This window comes from Thermococcus alcaliphilus (assembly GCF_024054535.1).
Lineage (GTDB): Archaea > Methanobacteriota_B > Thermococci > Thermococcales > Thermococcaceae > Thermococcus_A > Thermococcus_A alcaliphilus.
Map to the genome: position 1 here is coordinate 23,864 of NZ_JAMXLV010000012.1, position 19,268 is coordinate 43,131.

Here is a 19,268-nt window from a genome sequence, read left to right on the forward strand (position 1 = left end):
CTGCAAAGGGTGAGAAGATGCTAAAGTGTCTAAGATGCGGAAGGACTTATGAAGGCTTTAAAATTATGTGCGAATGCGGAGGAGTTCTTGAATACATTGAGGAAAGGGAAGGTAGTTTTAAGGGGTTGCTGAGAGAAGAATTCCTAGACGTGAGGAGGTACCTCAGTTTCTTACCCCTAAAAGAGGAGTTTTTGCCAAAGTTGACGCTCCCAATAACTCCAATAGTTGGGAGAAAAATCGAAGGGGTCAACGTTTTCTTCAAGCTTGAATACCTAATGCCCAGCGGTTCCTTCAAGGACAGGGGCACTTACGTAACCCTTGCAAAGCTGAAGGAAGAGGGCATAAGGGATGTAACACTTGACTCTTCAGGAAATGCAGCGTTGAGTTTGGCGCTCTTCGCAAAAAGTGAAGGGATAAATGCCCATATCTTCATTCCAAAACACACAAGTGAAGGAAAAAAGAGACTTCTAAAACTATTAGAGGCAGAGGTTCATGAGGTTGAGGGATCACGAATGGAAGTGCATGAAAGGGCAAGAAGCTTTCGGGAGGGAATTTACATATCGCACTGGTACAACCCCTATTTCATTGAAGGCACAAAAACAATAGCTTATGAGGTTTATGAGCAGATAGGAAGTGTGGACTACGCGTTAGCACCCACCGGAAGTGGGACTCTATTTTTGGGTCTCTATAAAGGGTTTAAAGATTTGGAGGCATTTGAAGAAGCAAGAATTCCAAGAATGATCGCCGTCCAAGGAAGAGGATATGAAAGCCTATGCAAGAGAAGTAAAGAAAAAAGCAGACTTGCAGAAGGGATAGCTATTCCAGAACCCCCCAGAAGGGAACAGATGCTCAAAGCCCTAAAAGAGAGCAATGGAGCATGTGTTTCTGTGGGAGACGAAGAGATAGCAGAGGCTATAAAAGAGCTTATTTCTATGGGCTTTTTAGTCGAACCAACGTCAGCAACAGCCTATGCTGCATTTAAGTTACTCTTAGAGGAGGGTTATTTTGAAAAAGGCACAAAAGTGCTCATTCCCCTTACCGGTTCTGGGCTGAAAAGCGTTTAATGGAGCCGGGAGGGGGATTCGAACCCCCGTAAAGCGGATCTGCAGTCCGCCGCCTCACCTCTAGGCTATCCCGGCATTTTACCCGAAGAAGATATTTTGGCGCCGCGGCGGGGATTTGAACCCCGGAGGGACCACGCCCACCGGCTTAGCAGGCCGGCGCCCTACCAGGCTAGGCTACCGCGGCACGTCCAACATTAAGGAGTTTGGGAGGGTATTTAAATCTTTCGCAAAAGGCAACGCCGAGGATAGATATAAATACCTCTGCTCTCTATTTAAAACTGATGGAGCTCTTTAACTCAAAGCTGTGTGCTTTATGCAAAGGGAGGAAACTCCTGTGTGGAAGGCCTACGTGCCCAATTCTCGAACGCTTTAGGGTAGTCAAGAATGTAGAACATAAGATAAACCGTAGAGAGATTTTTGGCTCATCTCCCCCAAGCATATTTGTTGGCGAATACGGCTATCCCAAAGTCCGTATCGGGCCCCTCGTTCCTCCAATAGAGGGAAACACTTCCCATCTCGACAGTCCTCTAAAATGGGAGAACAAAACAATAAGGGATATCCTCTACTATCGCTCTCTTCTTGTCATGGGGGAGATGAAAGCAGATGTTAACGTGAGAAAAAGCGAAAGAATCCTTGAAGAAGTTCAAGAGCTGGCAATGTCGGTAAAGCCCGTGGACAGCGAGATTCTCCTCAAAAAGAGACCAGTTCTAAAAGTTCTTCCAAGTGAATTTGCTCCCCCAGTAGGGCCAAAGGCAGAGCTCCTAGACTTTGAGCTCACGGAAAACCCAAAAATACCGAGGAAAACGGATTACGTAGTTAGTGATGAACTAAAAGCCGAACAGGCAATAATGCGACTCTACAACTGGGGCTTTGATGAGTACTACATAATAAGACTCCTCTCTGCAGGACTTTTGGGCATTAACAGAAAGCTCGTTCCGACAAGGTGGAGCATCACAGCTGTGCAGGATACCATAGGTAAAAAACTAAGGAAAGAAATCCTGCATTATGAGCCCATAAACGAATTTGAGCTCTACTTTTACGAATTCTTGGGGAACAGATATGCTGTGCTTTTGATGCCCGAAACTTACGCCTTTGAACTTTTGGAGGTATGGCTCAAAGGCTCTTTGTTTGGAAGCGACGAACCCGAAGTAATCCATGACTATGAGGACTTTCGCGGTATTAAGGGGTACGCTGAAGAGACCACAGGAGCGTATTATGCCGCCCGTTTGAGTGTTCTTGAAAGCCTTAGGAAAAGAAGAAGGCAGGCAAGAATAATAGTGTTCAGGGAAGTAACTCCAAAGTACTACGCTCCCGTAGGTGTGTGGCAGATAAGGGTGGGAGTAAAGAAAGCTATGGAGAACCCGATAGGAAGATTTAGCACACTTCAGGAAGCCTTCAATGAACTCAGAAAATTCCTTGAGCTAAAGCTTGAGAAATACCTAGAAAAAAGCTGGATTCTGAGGATGAGAAAGCAGAGGACACTCGACTATTACTTTAATCCTCATTAATTACCATAAGGTAACTTTTATATAATGCGATTGTCTAATCACATATGGAGTTTTTCACATTCTAAGGGAAGTGAAGCCACATGCCAGACTGGATAGGTGCGGCCAATGCCGTTGGGAATCTGATACTCCGGTTTGTAGTAATTATCTTGGCTATCCTAGTACGAAGGGAGTTAAAAAGAAGAGAGACACCCATGTCAATTTTAAAGTTTTATGATCTTCTGGTGATTAGCTTTGTGTTTTATGCTGTGTCGAAGATATTCTTCCTGCCCTTAAATTTGGATAGAGCAGGTTTTATCGATATAAGTGATAGCACCGCTAGGACACTCAATAGGATTGCCAACTTTTTAATAAACATCTTCGGAGTTCTTTTGGTATACGCATGGATAAAGCTGTTTAGGACTCTAACCCAGAGGTATAGGCTAATTCCCGTCGTTCCAACGATTCCAGGCGAGATCGCTAAAAGTCTTCCTCCGGGATTATACATAGCAGAGTCTTCGGGCGGAATCTGTGAGAGATGTAAACCTCTCCTACAAGGAAGAAAAGCTATAATAATAACAAGACAAAATCCAGAGGGACTAAGGGCTAAGTTTGGATCAAACGTTCCGATCCTATGGCTTGCAAAGATTGATAAACCCGGAACGGTTTATCCGCGAAACCTTGAACGCCTAGCCCATGAACTTGTTACATTCATGAGATCTGAGAAAGGGCCAAAAAGCATTGTAATTGATGGTTTCGAATACCTTGTTGTAGAAAACGGATTTGACTCTGTCTTCAAGTTCCTTACGTCACTAAAGGACCATGCCCTCCTCACAGATACTGTTATCGTAGTGCCTATAATGAAAGAAGCTCTTGACGAAAAACAGTATGCTTTGCTTCTGAGAGAGTTCCAAAAATTAGAGGAGGCAGAGGTGCTAAAAGAAAAAGACGAGAGCGGCAACATCAATAATAAGCTTCTTCCAATCTAGCATTCTAAACTTAAACTTTTTAACCAACCTTCCGTAGCTTAGTCTATGAGAAAAAAACTCGCGCTCATAAGCATCGACGGCAATGGGGTTTACAATTTAAAACACATGCCGTTCTTAAGTGAGCTAGTGGATGAAGGATTCTTTGAAGTTGTGGATTCAATATTTCCTACACTCACGGATTTGGTTCACACGAGTGTAGTTACTGGAGTTCCTCCGAAGATTCACGGCGTTGTGGAAAACGGCTATTATGATAGAATAGCCGACAGAAAGGTAAACTTCTACGACTACGAAGTTGCTTTTAATCCGCACAAAGTCATAAAGGCAAGAACGGTAGTTGACATCCTAAGGGAAAAAGGGATAAGGAGTGCTTCCGTTAGCGGCTATACAATGCCTCCCTTCAGTGGTACCCACGTTAGAATATTTCCCCCGTTTTTTAGCGACGATAACCTCTATAGAGAACACGGAAGAGACTGGAGAAAAGATAAATGGGTTTTAAATTCGGCTCTGTATCTATATGAAGAGTGCAAACCGGATTTGCTTTTAGTTCACTTCTGCTCGATTGATGGCATGCAACACGATTATGGGCCCCTGAGCGATGAAGCCATGAAAGCTGTTGAAACAGTGGATACAGCATTAAACGTTTTGTGGGAGAGGCTCAGGGATGAATACGCATTTATAATCTTTGCAGACCATGGACAGGAAAAAGTCCACACGTGGGTAAACCTCAAGGCTTATCTCAAAAAACACGAGATTGAAACACTAAGGGTCTCATCTGGAGGAGGAGTGCACGTTTATCTAAAAGACCCAAAAGAAGCAGAGGAGGCTTATTCACTATTAAGGAGGGCTCCTGGTGTAAAGTACGTCTTTTTTAGAGAGGACTTGCCGCACCTAAATACTCCAAACAGCGGAGAGATTATAGTCTCAGCCAAGAAAGGCTACTGGTTCTGCTCTCACAGATTCTGTGATGGAATAAAGGGGTCAAGCTACTGGGTAAAAGGCATGCACGGCTCGATGAACGATCCCGTGATGAAGGTGCCTCTTGTCCTCTGGGGTTTTGAGAATGTGGACACTGAAAATGCCAGCATTTACGATATTGCACCCACAATCTTGGAGTTTTTTGGAGTTGAGAAGTCCAAAGAGATGGTTGGGAGGAGCCTACTAAAAAGAGCGGATTAATCCGCCTCTATCCAACCCTTTGACATCTTCTCCAGGTCTTTTTGAGAGTTCTCTCTTCTAATAGATTTACAATAAGCAAAGACAAGATATGGCAATAAATCAAAGCCACTCAATCTTAATCCTATCCTCTATGGTTTTAAACTCCTCATCACCTGTTAAGAGAGTGGCTTTAAGGTCTATTGCAGTAGCCGCGGCAAAGGCATCAGCGTAGCTTAGCTTGTGAAAGGCTTTTATCCTTCCAGCAAGGAGAGATAGCCTTTCATCTGCGGCTACAAATGTAATCGGCTCTTCCTTGAGCAGTGCCATAGCGAGATTCGCCGTATCAACTCCCTTTTTTCTTGCCAGAATATAATATACTTCTCCCAGATTTACCACGTTCATGTAGAGGTCAGCTTTTCCTTCTCTCCCCAAATTCAGGTACTTTTCGACCCTATCTGCTGGAGGTTCGTTGTTTATGTAGACCAAAAGTGCATAGCTATCGAGGACAACCTTCATTTTCTTGCCTCCAGCTCCTCCTCTTCCTTCCGAACCTCTCTAAGTATCTCCTTCGCTGGCTTGTCGAATTTGACAAGCCCCCTAAGCTTTACCCCCTTCTTAATCGGAATTAACACAATCTCGTCCCCAAAGTCGAGTATCTCAACTTCATCCCCCGCCTTGATACCGAACTTCTCGCGGATGGACTTGGGTAAGACTATCTGACCTTTTGAAGAAACCTTTACAGTTACCATCTTACTTTCACCAGAATAGTTTTACACGTAAGGGGATAAAAATGTTTCCAACAAAAAACGCAGTAAAAAAGCAATAAGGAAAATAGAAAACCCCAGTCCTCACCTTGAGGACTGTGCAATCCTCTCGATTTCTTCCTTCTTGCTGTATGCGAAGCTCTTTGTATCCTTGTTTGCTGCTGCAATAATCTCTTCAGCCAACGCCTCGGCATAGCTAATCTTGTTGCGGTAGCACTTTGCTGATGCACCGAGGGCGATGTTTCTCAAGGCAACATCAAGCCTTCTCATTGGAGAGATATCAACTGCGAGGTGGTATCTAACTCCACCGAACATGATGTTTGTGGTGTCTTCCCTCGGAGCGGAGTTTTCGATTGCCTTAACGAGAACCTGGATTGGGTTCTGCTTTGTTCTCTGTTCAATTATCTTGAAAGCCTCTTTTACAACCTCATAAGCCTTCATCTTCTTGCTCATCAATGAGCGGTGCTCTCTTCTCATGAAGTGTCCGCCGATTTTGTAGCTTGAAGCACCGCTTCTCATTACCTTATTTATTAGCCTCTCAACAATATGTACATTTGCCTTACCGAACTGCTTCTTAGCATGCCTTCCGTGGCTGTGGGGAAGAATTCTTGGTTCAAGATTAATGTAAGGTCTGAGCGATGGATCTTCAACGACTACTTCCTCAACACTCCATCTCCCGAAAACCTTGAGATCCTTTGGGACAAAAAATCTCTCTTCTAATGGTTTGGCCATGAGCATCACCTTCTTGGCTTTTCTTTTCTACCCTTAACTATCTCTTTAAGGGAAGTCCTGTTAACGATGACAACCTTGTATCTAATTCCTGGAATGTCACCCATGGATCCACCTTTTGGACCGCCAATTCCCTCTATGATAACCTCATCGTGTTCATCAATGTGCTTGATAGCACCGTCACCGGGGGTGAAAGCGGTAACCACTTTACCGTTCTTGATGAGCTGAACCCTAACTGCTTTTCTCATACCTGAGTTTGGCTGCTTAGCTTCAACTGCAATCTTTTCAAGAACGATTCCTCTCGCCTGTGGTGCACCTTCAAGTGGATCGCTCTTCTCCTTGAGTCTAAGTACCCTTCTCTTGTAGGTTATGTCACTCCACCTAAACTTCTTTCTCTTAAGCTTGAGCTTTCTTCCAGCAAATTCACCGTAAGGAGCCTTCTTTCCAGCCATGATCATCACCTCAAATTACCACAACTTCCTCAATCCCGTGATGCCTCTCCATTAATTCTTTGACGAGGTTTATATTTTGCCCCCCTCTACCTATCGCCCTAGGCTTATCCCTTTGATTCACATCAAGGAGGGCAACTTTTTTTCCATCTTTCTTTTCAGTTATGTGAACTTTTTTAATCCTTACGCCCATTGTTTTATAAATGTTCTTGAGGAATTCTTCCGGATTTTCTGAATGTTCTATGAGCTCAATGTCTTTTCCTAACATCCCCTGTATCCTTTTAACGTTGCTGCCTCTTTTGCCTAATGCCAAACCCATTTCTCCCTTCTTGATGACGAATATTAAGCGATTCCTTGGTGAGTCGATTAAGCAATCGAGCACTGTTGCTCCTGTAAAGCTCTCAAAGAGTGCTATATACTTTATCTGGTCAGTATTTAGCTTGAGTGGCATGCTCACTTACCTCCGGCCAGTGCAAGTATTTTGCTCTCTCCAGGCTCTACTATTGCCAGTGATGCGATTACAAAGGGCTTACCGAGCATTGTGCCTAACTCAACGCTTGTCCCCTCGAACTCATAAACCGGAATATTGCTGAGCTTTGCATAATAGTTGATGTCATCCTTAAGCTCTTTTGGTGCGTTTTTGGCTATGATAATGAGCTTTGCACCCCCGACCTTGGCAAGCCTAACTGTTTCGTTTGAACCAATGATAACCTTTCCTGTTTCAAGGGCTTTTCTAAGCTCAAATGCTAAATCCATTACCTACACCTCCCTACTCTTCTATGGATTTTTTAATCGGTAACTTCATTGCCAGCCTAACGATTCCCGTTCCAACTGGAACGGGCTGACCGATTAATACGTTTTCGACCACACCGTTGAGGGGATCAACCTCTCCCCTTTCGGCAGCTTGGAGTAAGTGTTGAACGGTAATCTCGAATGCAGCTCTAGCGAGCACACTTGCCTTTGTACCAACCACACCGTGCCTTCCAATAGGTCTCACAATACCATCAAGGGTCATCATATCAGCGACGAGCATGATATGCCTGACATCTACTTCAAGACCCTGCTCCTGCATCGTTCTTGTTATTTCTTCAATAATAGCATTTCTTGCCGCCTCAATGCCAAGTACTTCAGCTATTTCATGGATATTGTTCGTCCTTGTTCTTGTTGGATCAACGCCCGGAACCTTGAGCACCTGTTTGAAGTTTGATCCCTCTGTGTATATGACGTACTCATCTCCCTCTTTTCTGATAATTGTTTTTCCTACGCCTGACAGTCCTTTTAGACGATGCTTTTTAACTTTATCGGCGAGTCTTCTTAATGTTGAAACACCCTTAGCCTTTTTCATTCTGATTATCAATGTGTTCCCATCAACCTCTATTTCTGCCGACTTGAATGAGCGTTCGAGCTTTGCCTGAATCTTCTCCATTGTCAAACCGCTTTTCTCAAGGCGTTCTGGGTCAACATCAACCACGAATTCCATGTTGAGTATATCAAGCGTCATGCTTCTGGCAAGGCTTTCGAGAGTTGTTCCCTCAATTCTCCTCGCAACCTCACGAGCCTTTTCTGAGTCGTATCTATGCTCCTCGTCGAGATAAACGGTCATAATTGGGGTTGATGGGTTCTTTCTTGCATCAACAATTTCAATGATTCTTGGGAGACCAAGGGTAACGTTAATCTCAGCAACACCCGCATAGTGGAATGTGTTAAGTGTCATCTGTGTGGAGGGCTCTCCAATCGACTGGGCGGTAACAGTTCCTACAGCCTCTCCAGGCTCTATTAGAGCTTTTTCGTATTCGCCCACAACTTCATCAATTATTGCCTCAATTTCTGCCTTCTTCAGCTTGTACTTCTCGTTATAAGTGAGGAGCTTCTCCAAGAGCTCTTCTTTAAGTCTCTCCGGCAGATTGGAGGCTTTACTCTCTACAAGCTTTTTAATAGTTGAGCTTGATACCATAACATCTCACCCCTTTTCCCTGAGCTTTATTAAAGTCCTCATTATCACTCTATCAACGTCTACTGTTTTTCCGCCCCAGCTCTTCATTGGATCCACTCCATCTTCACCGTAGCGGAACTGCACTATAATTCCAGTTGGATCCCTTACCGTTCCATCGTAGTCTACCTTGAGGTCTTGGAGTGCGTTGATCAATCTACGTTGCATGTAACCGCTCTGGGCTGTTCTAACAGCTGTATCAACGAGACCTTCTCTACCACCCATTGCGTGGAAGAAGTATTCTTGTGGAGTCAATCCACTCTTGTAGGAGTTCACGATGAAGCCCTTTGCCCTCGCTCCAAGATCCCCAGGCTTGAAGTGGCTTAGAACCCTGTTTCTGTAGCCTCTATAAAGTCTCTTACCTCTAATCGACTGCTGTCCAAGCATAGCGGCCATCTGAGTGATGTTGAGAATCTTACCTCTTGCTCCAGTTTTGGCCATTATAACGGTATGGTTGTTCATACCCAGATACTTTTCGGCCACCTTACCTGCGTTATCTCTCGCTTCAGAAAGTACGGCCATTATCTTGCTCTCAAGGGTCTCTTCGAGGGTTTTACCGGGCAATGGTTCAAGTTCACCGTTCTTGTATGCCTCTATTAGCCTTTGAACCTTGTCCTCTGCCTCCATTATTATCTCTCTAATTCTTGCCTTCGCCTCATCGGGAAGGTCTTCGTCATCTATTCCGGTTGTGAACCCTTTGTGAGTAATGACCCATATCGCAAGCTTTGTAACCTGATCCAAGAACTGCCTAGCCCTCTCGACACCGTACTCCCTAACTATGATGTCGAGGATCTTTCCATCCTCCCTACCGTAGGCCTTCTTGTCTATTGCACCGCTTAGCAATTTTCCATTGCGGATGTAGACAAAGCCATCTGTGGCAACTTTTCTAATTTCCTCTTCACTGGGCACCAGCTTCTCTTCAATGAGCTTTTCAATGGGCTCACATTGAGATGGATCGTCACAAAGCTTGTTGCGGTACCAGATTGTTAGGTCATCCGGCAATAAGAGGGAGAATATAGTCTTTCCACTCCAGTACTCAACGCCGTTTTCTACTTTATCTGGTTTTGGAAGCTCCTTCACATCAACACCTGCAAACATCAACATCTGCTCAACTTCGTATTTCGTGAAATATGCTCCTTCCCTTGTCAGCAGATAGCCACCGGATATGTGATCTTGAATTCCACCTATTATTGGTCCTCCGTATCTTGGGGAGAGAATATGATTTTGTACTTCCATAAGGATCTTAGCCTCAGCCTGTGCCTCTTCCGTTTGTGGGACGTGGAGGTTCATCTCGTCTCCATCGAAATCAGCGTTATATGGAGGACAGACTGCCAAGTTAAGCCTAAATGTCTTGTAGGGCATAACCCTAACCCTGTGGGCCATAATGCTCATTCTGTGAAGGGATGGCTGTCTGTTGAAGAGAACTATGTCTCCATCAAGAAGGTGCCTCTCGACTGTCCATCCAATGTCGATCATGTTGGCTATTGTTTCCCTATTGCCTTCCATAAGGCGAATTCTTCTTCCCTGTGGGTCTATTACATAATTAGCCCCAGGATATTTCTCAGGGCCGTTGAGGATCATCTTTCTAAGCTTTTCAATGTTGAACTCGGTTACCTTTTCTGGGACGGTGAGCTCCATTGCAACAACTAGTGGCACGCCAACTTCGTTTATACTTATCATTGGGTCTGGGCTGATAACAGTTCTTGCAGAGAAGTTAACACGCTTACCGCTAAGGTTCTTCCTGAATCTTCCCTCTTTACCCTTAAGTCTTTGAGCGAGCGTCTTGAGTGGTCTTCCGCTCTTGTGCTTTGCAGGTGGAATTCCGGAAGTTTCATTGTCAAAGTATGTGGTCACGTGATATTGAAGGAGATCCCATAGGTCTTCGATAATGAGCTGCGGAGCTCCAGCTTCTATGTTTTGTTTCAAACGAGCGTTAATTCTTATTATGTCAACAAGCTTGTGAGTTAAGTCGTCTTCAGCCCTTATACCGCTTTCAAGCGTAATTGAGGGCCTTACCGTAACCGGGGGAACTGGCAAAACTGTCAAAACCATCCATTCCGGTCTTGACTTCTCGGGATCAAGACCAAGAAGAGGTAAATCCTTATCCGGAATCTTTTCCAGTCTGTCTCTAATTTCACTTGGCATCATTCTATGCCTATACTCATTTCCTTCCTCGTCCCTTCTTATCTCCCAGTATATTGTGGGTCTTTCGAACTTTATCTGGTATTGGGGAGCACCACAGTGTGGACAGACCATTCTTTCCCTTGCCTTCTTGTATATCTCAGTCACCAGGGCATCTATCTCGCTCTTCCTAGCTTCATTTACACTGAACTTTGCCATATATTCCTCTATTTCTTCATCGGTTAGCCTAATTCTTCCGCATTCCCTACAAGTACTTTCAAGGATTCTGTATATCGTCTTTGCAAACCCTACGTGAATGACGGGCCTCGCAAGTTCTATATGCCCAAAATGTCCAGGACATTCTTTATAATTTGCTCCACAGGTCTCACATCTAAGGTTTGGATCTATAACACCAAGCCTTCTATCCATTAATCCACCGTCAATTGGATAACCGTCCTCTGAATATGTATCTGGCACAGTTATCTCTGCAGCGCTCATCTTCCTAATCTCTTGAGGAGACAATATACCAAATTCAATGCTTCCGATAACCTTTTTCATTGAGTGCATAGCCCTACACCCTCTCCTTGAGTTTTAATGATGGTCTAATAACCATGGCCTTTATCTCATCCAATAACAACTTGAAGGCATAGCTCATCTCTACCTTGCTTATCTTCTCCTCTTCTCCACAAACTGGACAGTAAACCTTATCCCTACGCTTGTCCTCGACTGCCAAATGTCCACAGCTCTCACATACCCAGACCTCTGTTTTATCGCTCTCCTCTAACAGTCTTTCTACTAAGAGCATCGATGCACCGTGTCCAATGAGAACGTCACGCTCCATTTCACCGAACCTGAGACCACCCTCTCTTGCTCTACCCTCGGTTGGCTGCTTGGTGAGAACCTGCACCGGACCTCTTGAACGTGCGTGCAGCTTATCTGCTACCATGTGGTGGAGTCTCTGGTAGTATATAACACCAACAAAGATGTCTGCCTCAAGTTTTCTTCCAGTAATTCCATCATACATGACTTCTCTTCCGTTGTGCCTAAAGCCAAGCTCCTCAAGTTCTTTTCTAAGCTTCTCTTCCGGCTCTCCAATGAAAGCTGTTCCGTCTATTCTTCTTCCCTTGAGTGAAGCAACTTTTCCACCTATTGCTTCGATAAGCTGTCCGACAGTCATACGGCTTGGGATACCGTGTGGGTTAACTATTAAATCTGGAACTATTCCGCTCTCTGTCCATGGCATGTCCTCTTGAGGTACTATAAGGCCGATAACACCCTTCTGTCCGTGTCTTGAAGCAAATTTGTCACCAAATTCTGGAATTCTGAGGTCTCTAACCGTCACTTTAACAAGTTTTGTTCCATCTCCTGTTTCGGTTAATATGACCTTATCAACTATTCCTTTCTCCCCAGGTCTCATAGTTATGCTAGTTTCTCTCCTTCCCTGGAGTATGCCAGCACCTAAGCCAGCTTGCTCTTCAAGGAACCTCGGTGGAGAAGTTCTCGCAACCAGAACGTCCTTCCCTTCCACCTTTGATTCTGGGAATATTATACCATCTTCGTCAAGGTGTCTATAGTATTTTTCACCAAGGAATCCTCTAACAGTTGGATCTGGAATTTCGAACTTATCGGTCTGCCCACCCATGTATTTCTTTTCTTCAGCCTCATAAGTTCTAAAGAACGTTGATCTTGCTAATCCCCTCTCAATGGAGGCTTTGTTCATGATAACTGCGTCTTCCATGTTATATCCGCCATAACTGAGAACTGCAACTACAAAGTTTTGACCTGCTGGTCTCTGCTCAAAACCTACTGCCTCCATAATCCTCGAATTGACGAGAGGAATTTGCGGATAGTGCATTAAATGACCCCTTGTGTCCACTCTTATTCTAAAGTTTGCCCAGCCCAAACCAAGGCTCTGCTTGGCCATACCTGCCCCATAGGTGTTTCTTGGAGCGGCGTTGTGCTCTGGATAGGGAACGAGCGATGCTGGCAATCCAAGTATTGCAGCTGGCATTATCTCAAGGTGGGTGTGTTCTTTAGTAACTTCCCATGGCCAAGTTGCCACGTAGGCATTTTCCTCTTCCTCAGCATCAAGATACTCAATAACCCCCATTCTCACAAGATCGCTCCATTTGAGAGTTCCTTTCTTTATTGCTTCAACATGCTCTCTTGTAAGCTTTGGAATGCCGTCTTCAACAATGATGAGAGGTCTCCTGACTCTACCATCATCGCTGTTAATGTACACTTCCCTAACGTCTTCATAATAAGCAACGTTTATCACATCGCTAATTCTTCCAGCTCTTCTGTCGCTTTTTATCTTGTTTACCAGAGAAATACCATCTTTGTACGTCCCAATGAGAACTCCATTTAGATATATCCTCCAGTCTTCTGGCTCCGGTCTCTTCTCCTCAATGTGCACTATGCCAAGGCTTTCCAGATACTCCAAAACTTCCTCTTCTGGAATTGCGGTTGTTATTTGAGACATTAATGCAAGATTCTTAACCAGACCACAGTTGGGACCTTCGGGGGTTTCCGTTGGACAGATTCTTCCCCAGTGGGTACCGTGAAGGTCTCTCGCTTCAAAGTGGGGCTGCTCTCTGCTTAATGGAGAAGTAACTCTTCTCAAGTGAGAAAGAGTCGACATAAAGTTAGTTCTATCCAAGAGCTGACTGACACCGGTTCTTCCTCCAGGCCAAGCTCCAGTTGCCAAAGCGTGTTCAATTCTCTCCGTTAACACATCCGGTCTCACAGAATTTCTCACAAACCTCTGAATATCTTGGAAGGTGTATTTCTCACCCTTTCTCTGGTAGGTTTTGGTGAGCTGATACTGCATATCCTTAACAAGCTGACCAAAGGCAACTCTAAAGAGGTCTCTCAAAAGATCTCCAGCAAGTTTGAGCCTCTTGTTTGCATAGTGGTCTTTGTCATCCTCCCCTCTAAGCCCGAGGGAGAGTTCGATAACCTTAAGAGCCATCATTCCAAGGTAATAGGCTTTTCTTATTCTGTCTTCTGGAGAAACACCCATATGAGGGAGAAGGTTGTTGTCAATTATCGATTGTGCTCTTCTCAACCTATACTCCTTTGGCTGTCCTGGCATAGCCTTCTTTCCTATGTAATCCAACGCTTCTTCTTGAGTCTGTATATCACTTGCATCCTCTAAATTGTCAAAGAGGACTTGTTGGATCTCAGGGTTGTTGCTCACAGCATCTACAATCTCTTTATCACTCTCAAGTCCAAGGGCCCTCATGACGTAAACGAACTTTATGACACCAGGCACATTTGGAATAGAAACGTAAAGCAAACCATCTTTTCTTCTTTCCACTGTTATCAAAGCTCTATATCCGTGTCTGTAGGAGAAACACTTCGCTATATATCTGTTCTGTCTTTCATCAATCTCTACAAGTGTTCTGTTCGGTGCTAAATCCTCGATAGAGACGATAACCCTTTCAGAACCATTGATTATGAAATATCCTCCTGGATCTTTGGGATCTTCTCCATGGGCAATTAACTCTTCATCACTTAATCCATAAAGTCTGCATATTTTTGACTTAAGCATTACCGGCAGTTCTCCAATTCTGACCTCAACAGGCTCTTGCTCAATCCCCTTGACAACGGGTATCATTTCCAAGAAAATCGGCGCCGAGTAAGTAAGGTTCCTAATTCTTGCATCCATTGGGTAGAGTGGCTTCCTCTGCCCGTGGGCTTCTTGAAACTCTGGCTCACCAAGTCTTATCCTTCCGAATTTGACCTCGAAGTCTGGGATGTCTGGCTTGACTCCACCGAATTCGTTAACTACTTCTTGCATCCCATGATCAATGAAAGCGTTGTAAGAATCGAGATGCTGTCTTACAAGTCCCTTTTCGTCCCAGTAGCTTTTCATAACTTCCCAAAGATCGTCCGGAGTAACCTCAACAACAGTAGGACCTCTCATTTTCTCACCTCAAAAACTTCAGTCTTCCACAACAATCCTATAATAGTAATAAACCCCCGCAGTAGGGCTTTTCCTCTTTATTTCTATAACATCCCCAGGCTTGGCTCCAAGAGCCTGAACCGCTGGATCGCTTGCTTTGATTTGGGGTAACTGAGAAAGCTTAATCCTGTACTTCTTAAGCAACTCTTCTTTTTCTTCTTCGCTGAGGATTCTATGCTCAGGAACTAACACGTGATCAAATATTGTAAAGGTTTTTTTCGCCGTCACAGAGAATTGCCCCCTTTAAAATTTTTAGAAGGTACACCCTCTCACTACCTCCAGCTTTCAATTGGAGTATATAAGCTTTTCGTGAGTTTAGTCTGAAAGAGGGTTTATATTGTTTGCGTAAAGTTTAAGAACTCTTCTGAACGCCTTAACATTCCATCGATGTACTTACGTGATCATTATTATGGTGGGGCCGCCGAGATTTGAACTCGGGTCACGGGCTCCCAAAGCCCGCAGGATAGACCAAGCTACCCCACGGCCCCATTGCAATGGAGCCCCGGGCGGGATTTGAACCCGCGGCCTGCGGATTACAAGTCCGCCGCCCCACCAGGCTAGGCTACCGGGGCACCGAATGAAGAAAGGCTTAAGTTAGTATATAAACTTTTCGCCTAGAACCACCGTAAGCTTTATAAATTCACTCATACTCCCTATGATTGGGTTCGTGCCGCCGTAGCTTAGTCGGTAGAGCGCCGGACTGTTAATCCGGTGGTCGCCCGTTCAAGTCGGGCCGGCGGCGCCAGTCTTCGTGGGCCCGTAGCTCAGCCTGGTCAGAGCGCGCGGCTCATAACCGCGTGGTCGGGGGTTCAAAGCCCCCCGGGCCCACCACTTCTCTCTCAATAATAAGCCATTCTTCTTTGGACTCCAAATCCAGCAGAGATCCACGAAGGGTATCTTCTCTAAGTTCCATCTTTAGTATGCACTTTCGCTTGATTAACAGCTTTTTATGAACCCACTCGGGGAGGATATTTGGTTCTATTGGGACAAAGGTATTCTCGACATAGATTCCTATCAAACGATGGTTCTTGAATAAATAACCGTCAATATCTATCACTTCGTAGTACCCAACCCTACTAAATTCCTCAGCAGGAAGAGATTTTAACTCTGATGCCATGAAAGATCACCAAAAATATGTTAGAAGTCAATAATTTTAGGAACTCGGTGAAACGAAAGTTTCATGAATGATTTCCTTGCATTATCAAGTTTCAGAAGTATACGCAGTTATTCTCCCTCAAGGAACAATTAGGAACATTATTTGGCGGGCCCGCCGGGATTCGAACCCGGGACCTTCGGCTCCGAAGGCCGACGCCCAATCCCCTAGGCCACGGGCCCTCAAAAGAGTTATAATGCATGCATACATAAAAGTTGCGGTGATAAAATGATACTGCCAGACCATAAAATTAGAAAGGAAATATTAATAGAACCGTTTAACGAAAAATCTCTCCAACCAGCGGGCTATGATTTAAGGGTCGGAAAAGAAGCCATGGTCAATGGGAGATCTATAGACGTTGAAAGAGAGGGAAAAGTGATCATTCCTCCCAAAGGGCACGCCTTGATACTGACTCTAGAAAGAGTAAAGCTTCCAGATGATGTTATGGGAGACATGAGATTAAGAAGCACTTTTGCAAGAGAAGGCCTCTTGGGGAGTTTTGCATGGGTTGACCCTGGGTGGGATGGGAACCTTACGTTAGCATTGTTCAACAGTTCCGAAGAAGAAGTAGTCCTACACTACGGAGAAAGGTTTGTGCAGATAGCTTTTCATCGTCTTGAAGAGCCATCAAGCAACCCCTACAGGGGTAGCTATCAAGGAAGCCAGCATTTAGTTTTATCCAAAAGAAAGTCCAAAAGATAGCTTCTTTTCTTTTATCTTCCACAACAAAAGCCGGTTGTAATATCGACTCAGAAAAACTGAAATATAAAGAAATGAAGGGAGTTCAGCCGAAGAGAGCTCCAAGTCCAGCGAGAGCCTCTTCTTCTTTCTCCTCTTCTTCCTCTTCCTCTTCTGCTGGAGCTTCCTCTGCAGGAGCCTCAGCAGCTGGGGCTGCAGCTGGAGCAGCTGCAACTGCAACTGGCATTGCAGCCTTTTCTATAACCTCATCGATGTTGACTCCCTCAAGGGCTGCAACGAGAGCCTTTACTCTTGCCTCATCAACCTCTACTCCAGCAGCTTGGAGTACGGCTTTTATGTTCTCTTCGGTTATTTCCTTACCAGCGGCGTGTAACAATAAAGCAGCATATACATACTCCATCTCCTTACACCTCCGAGTTATCTTTATTTTTTGTTATTTGATGCGCATCAACCAAACAAAGCTCCCAATCCAGCGAGAGCTTCCTCTTCTTCTTTCTCCTCTTCTTCCTCCTCTTCCTCAACCTTCTCCTCAGCCTTTTCAGCTGGCTGAGGCTGAGCCGCTATAACTTGTGCTTGTTGGTTTAAAAGTTCTTTGGTCTTCTCATCAAGCAACTCCTCTGGTAGCTCCTGGGCTATGAGCAATGCAACTCTGAATGCCTTGCCAAGTATGTCTCCAGCAGTCTCTTTGGTAATGTATCCCGCTTCCACAGCAACGTTCTTTGCACCAAGGAATGCCTTTTGGATGATTGCCTCGATTGTTTGCTTTGTTGGATATGCTACGTTTACGGACAAGTTGAACGCGTGCATATAAGCTTGTTGAATCATGCTGATGTACTGCTCCTCATCAATTGCAAGGACTTCCGGTGTGTAAACAATGCCGTCCTCGTAAGCGGCGAGCAACTTAAGTCCCACTTCAAGAGGTTCAATTCCCAACTGGTTAAGAATGTTAGCAAGCTGAGGAGTTATAATCTCGCCAGCTTTAAGCACTACGGTGTCTTTTTGAATCGAAACTTTACCTTTCTCAATTCTTGCGGGAATTCCTAAAGCCTGCATCTCACCTACGAGAGGTCCTGGTGAGAGAGGTGTTGGTCCTGCAGGAACTACAATGTCTCTTGGAGCTGGAACTCCAGGCTTAGCCGGAGCTGGCTTTTTACTCTCTTCTAAGAATTTGTAAAGCTTAAATGGGTTCATTTCTGTAACAAGGATACCTGCTCCACCCTGGATGTGATCAACAAGCTTTTCAAGGTCTGGATTATTGAGCTCCTGAGCAGCTTTTTTAATTGCAAGCTCGATTAAGGTGTTTCTTGAAACCCTAAGCACGGCTTTGCCCCTAAGGCTTTCCCTCATCTTTGATAAGGGGTAAGCTGGAACATCTGCCACGTCTACAAGGGCAACCACTGGGTAGCTCTTGATAAGCTTGGCAAGTTCTTCAACTTCCTTTTTCTTCCACTCAGCAACATGAGCCATCTATATCACCCCTCTATTTTTACAGCTGGGCCCATTGTTGTTTTGACGTATGCTGACTTAACTTGGTTCTCTCCTCTTTCGAGCTTTCCTATTATTGCATTAAGCACTGTTTCAATGTTCTCTGCAAGCTTTTCATCGTCCATGTCCTCTGTGCCAACTGGAGCATGTACTACTGGATTGTTCTTGAGCTGTATCCTTACAGTCTTTTTAAGCCTTTCAACAAATGGTGTAAGATCGGTTACTGTGGGTGGAACTACCACGGGCATCTTGTTTCTTGGACCTAAGTACCTACCAAGGTATCTACCAATCTTTGGCATTAGCGGAGCAGCTGCTATGAAAAAGTCATACTTCTTAGCTATCTTTCTCGCAGCCCTTGGGTTGCTCCCCAATTCCTCCAATTCCTCACCACTAATCACATCAAGCCCGAGCTTTTTAGCCGCCTCGGCAACGGCACCATCAGCGATGACCGCGATTTTTGGCTCCTTCCCGCGACCGTGTGGCAGAACAACCTCAAGCTTAAACCTGTTTTCAGGTTTTTTAAGGTCAATATCCTTGAGGTTTACTGCCACTTCGACGGTCTGTGTGAAGTTACGCGGCTTAGCCCGGGCTTTAGCCTCCTTCACCGCTTCCACGATTTTTTGCCTGTCAAAGGCCATTTTTCTGACCTCCTTCTTTTTTTATTTAAGCCGGAAGGAAAAATCAAAAGTTCGTAAAAGGAGAGATTTTTAAACTTTTCCCTCACTCTGCCTTTGCAAACACTTCATCATAAACTCCTTCGTCTATTTCCTTCTGCACTTCTCTTGGATCTTTACCTTCCACGGTAACTCCCATGCTCAGTGCCGTTCCTATGACTTCTTTGGCAGCAGCTTTTAGATCAGCTGCAAGCATTTGCTGCTTCTTTGCCTTTGCTATCTTGATAACCTGTTCCATTGTTAAATCTCCCACAATGTTTCTTGTTGGCTCGCTTGAGCCTTTCTCAAGGCCAAGCTCCTTCTTTATAAGCTGGCTTACTGGAGGAGTACCAACCTCAATCTCAAATTGTCTCGTCACTGGGTCTACAATGATCTTAACTGGAACCTGCATTCCCGCAAAATCCTTTGTCGCTTCGTTTATCCTATCAACTACTTGCTTAACGTTCAATCCTAGTGGACCAATTGCTGGACCCAATGGAGGACCGGGAGTAGCTTTACCACCTTCAACCAACACTTCAACAATTTGCTTTTTTGCCATTCTCTTC

At 44.7% G+C, this 19,268-nt stretch carries 19 protein-coding genes and 7 tRNA genes; 7 read left to right on the forward strand and 19 right to left on the reverse strand.

The features are described 5' to 3' along the window. The first annotated feature begins 17 nt into the window (after positions 1-17). Positions 18-1,064: a pyridoxal-phosphate dependent enzyme gene (locus NF859_RS00785; RefSeq protein ID WP_252742583.1), complete on the forward strand. Its 1,047-nt coding sequence runs from the start codon at positions 18-20 to the stop codon at positions 1,062-1,064. Here the strand turns inward: NF859_RS00785 and NF859_RS00790 are convergent. Together NF859_RS00790 and NF859_RS00795 are read right to left on the reverse strand one after the other, a co-directional pair. Continuing rightward, a tRNA-Cys gene (locus NF859_RS00790) sits at positions 1,065-1,139 on the reverse strand. A gap of 22 nt (positions 1,140-1,161) precedes the next feature. Next, positions 1,162-1,248, reverse strand: a tRNA-Ser gene (locus NF859_RS00795). Positions 1,249-1,342: 94 nt separating this feature from the next. Between NF859_RS00795 and NF859_RS00800 the strand changes: the two genes are divergently transcribed. The 3 genes from NF859_RS00800 to NF859_RS00810 all read left to right on the forward strand — a co-directional run bounded on the left by NF859_RS00800 (position 1,343) and on the right by NF859_RS00810 (position 4,713). Then, entirely contained in the window at positions 1,343-2,572 is a 1,230-nt protein-coding gene (locus tag NF859_RS00800; RefSeq protein WP_252742614.1) for an Nre family DNA repair protein, read from the forward strand. A gap of 80 nt (positions 2,573-2,652) precedes the next feature. Next, positions 2,653-3,537 (forward strand): DUF835 domain-containing protein, encoded by an 885-nt coding sequence (locus tag NF859_RS00805; RefSeq protein ID WP_252742584.1) that lies wholly within the window; start codon positions 2,653-2,655, stop codon positions 3,535-3,537. A 45-nt stretch (positions 3,538-3,582) separates the two neighbouring features. After that, positions 3,583-4,713: an alkaline phosphatase family protein gene (locus NF859_RS00810; RefSeq protein ID WP_252742585.1), complete on the forward strand. Its 1,131-nt coding sequence runs from the start codon at positions 3,583-3,585 to the stop codon at positions 4,711-4,713. Between the two features lie 99 nt (positions 4,714-4,812). Here NF859_RS00810 and NF859_RS00815 read toward each other — a convergent pair whose 3' ends face one another. The 12 genes from NF859_RS00815 to NF859_RS00870 form a co-directional block, all read right to left on the reverse strand. Next, entirely contained in the window at positions 4,813-5,208 is a 396-nt protein-coding gene (locus NF859_RS00815; protein WP_252742586.1) for a type II toxin-antitoxin system VapC family toxin, read from the reverse strand. Then, the gene (locus NF859_RS00820) at positions 5,205-5,441 is read right to left on the reverse strand and encodes an AbrB/MazE/SpoVT family DNA-binding domain-containing protein (protein WP_252742587.1); all 237 of its coding nucleotides are present in this window, start codon (positions 5,439-5,441) and stop codon (positions 5,205-5,207) included. The genes NF859_RS00815 and NF859_RS00820 overlap by 4 nt, the downstream gene beginning before the upstream one ends. Before the next feature lie 99 nt (positions 5,442-5,540). Continuing rightward, complete coding sequence (locus NF859_RS00825; protein ID WP_087036728.1) at positions 5,541-6,188, reverse strand: 30S ribosomal protein S7; 648 nt, start codon at positions 6,186-6,188, stop codon at positions 5,541-5,543. 5 nt (positions 6,189-6,193) lie between these two features. Then, the gene (locus tag NF859_RS00830; protein ID WP_004068063.1) at positions 6,194-6,637 is read right to left on the reverse strand and encodes a 30S ribosomal protein S12; all 444 of its coding nucleotides are present in this window, start codon (positions 6,635-6,637) and stop codon (positions 6,194-6,196) included. 10 nt (positions 6,638-6,647) lie between these two features. Beyond that, on the reverse strand, positions 6,648-7,085 hold the full coding sequence (locus NF859_RS00835) for a NusA-like transcription termination signal-binding factor (RefSeq protein WP_087036730.1): 438 nt from the start codon (positions 7,083-7,085) through the stop codon (positions 6,648-6,650). Positions 7,086-7,087: 2 nt separating this feature from the next. Then, a complete protein-coding gene (locus NF859_RS00840; RefSeq protein WP_004068065.1) occupies positions 7,088-7,390 on the reverse strand; it encodes a 50S ribosomal protein L30e in 303 nt (100 codons plus the stop codon). Between the two features lie 13 nt (positions 7,391-7,403). Continuing rightward, positions 7,404-8,588 (reverse strand): DNA-directed RNA polymerase subunit A'', encoded by a 1,185-nt coding sequence (rpoA2, locus tag NF859_RS00845; RefSeq protein ID WP_087036732.1) that lies wholly within the window; start codon positions 8,586-8,588, stop codon positions 7,404-7,406. Positions 8,589-8,594: 6 nt separating this feature from the next. Further along, on the reverse strand, positions 8,595-11,312 hold the full coding sequence (locus NF859_RS00850; protein ID WP_252742588.1) for a DNA-directed RNA polymerase subunit A': 2,718 nt from the start codon (positions 11,310-11,312) through the stop codon (positions 8,595-8,597). 4 nt (positions 11,313-11,316) lie between these two features. Continuing rightward, positions 11,317-14,673 carry a DNA-directed RNA polymerase subunit B gene (locus NF859_RS00855; protein ID WP_252742589.1) on the reverse strand — a complete coding sequence of 1,119 codons (3,357 nt, stop codon included), beginning with the start codon at positions 14,671-14,673 and terminating at the stop codon, positions 11,317-11,319. A gap of 18 nt (positions 14,674-14,691) precedes the next feature. Beyond that, complete coding sequence (locus NF859_RS00860; protein ID WP_004068069.1) at positions 14,692-14,940, reverse strand: DNA-directed RNA polymerase subunit H; 249 nt, start codon at positions 14,938-14,940, stop codon at positions 14,692-14,694. Positions 14,941-15,122: 182 nt separating this feature from the next. After that, positions 15,123-15,200 (reverse strand) — tRNA-Pro (locus tag NF859_RS00865). A 7-nt stretch (positions 15,201-15,207) separates the two neighbouring features. Then, positions 15,208-15,284: transfer RNA gene (locus NF859_RS00870), tRNA-Thr, on the reverse strand. A 97-nt stretch (positions 15,285-15,381) separates the two neighbouring features. On the opposite strand from NF859_RS00870, the gene NF859_RS00875 reads away from it, so the two are divergent. After that, a tRNA-Asn gene (locus NF859_RS00875) sits at positions 15,382-15,457 on the forward strand. A gap of 8 nt (positions 15,458-15,465) precedes the next feature. Beyond that, a tRNA-Ile gene (locus NF859_RS00880) sits at positions 15,466-15,543 on the forward strand. A 428-nt stretch (positions 15,544-15,971) separates the two neighbouring features. Here the strand turns inward: NF859_RS00880 and NF859_RS00885 are convergent. After that, positions 15,972-16,047 (reverse strand) — tRNA-Arg (locus NF859_RS00885). 46 nt (positions 16,048-16,093) lie between these two features. Here NF859_RS00885 and dcd point away from each other — a divergent pair. Further along, positions 16,094-16,567 carry a dCTP deaminase gene (dcd, locus tag NF859_RS00890; RefSeq protein WP_252742590.1) on the forward strand — a complete coding sequence of 158 codons (474 nt, stop codon included), beginning with the start codon at positions 16,094-16,096 and terminating at the stop codon, positions 16,565-16,567. 82 nt (positions 16,568-16,649) lie between these two features. Here dcd and rpl12p read toward each other — a convergent pair whose 3' ends face one another. From rpl12p to NF859_RS00910, 4 genes are all read right to left on the reverse strand, one after another. Beyond that, the gene (rpl12p, locus tag NF859_RS00895; RefSeq protein WP_004066279.1) at positions 16,650-16,964 is read right to left on the reverse strand and encodes a 50S ribosomal protein P1; all 315 of its coding nucleotides are present in this window, start codon (positions 16,962-16,964) and stop codon (positions 16,650-16,652) included. A 47-nt stretch (positions 16,965-17,011) separates the two neighbouring features. Continuing rightward, positions 17,012-18,031: a 50S ribosomal protein L10 gene (locus tag NF859_RS00900; protein ID WP_252742591.1), complete on the reverse strand. Its 1,020-nt coding sequence runs from the start codon at positions 18,029-18,031 to the stop codon at positions 17,012-17,014. Positions 18,032-18,036: 5 nt separating this feature from the next. Further along, positions 18,037-18,687, reverse strand: coding sequence for a 50S ribosomal protein L1 (locus NF859_RS00905; RefSeq protein WP_004066281.1), 651 nt, complete (start codon positions 18,685-18,687; stop codon positions 18,037-18,039). Between the two features lie 82 nt (positions 18,688-18,769). Beyond that, entirely contained in the window at positions 18,770-19,261 is a 492-nt protein-coding gene (locus tag NF859_RS00910; RefSeq protein ID WP_004066283.1) for a 50S ribosomal protein L11, read from the reverse strand. Positions 19,262-19,268: the final 7 nt, after the last annotated feature.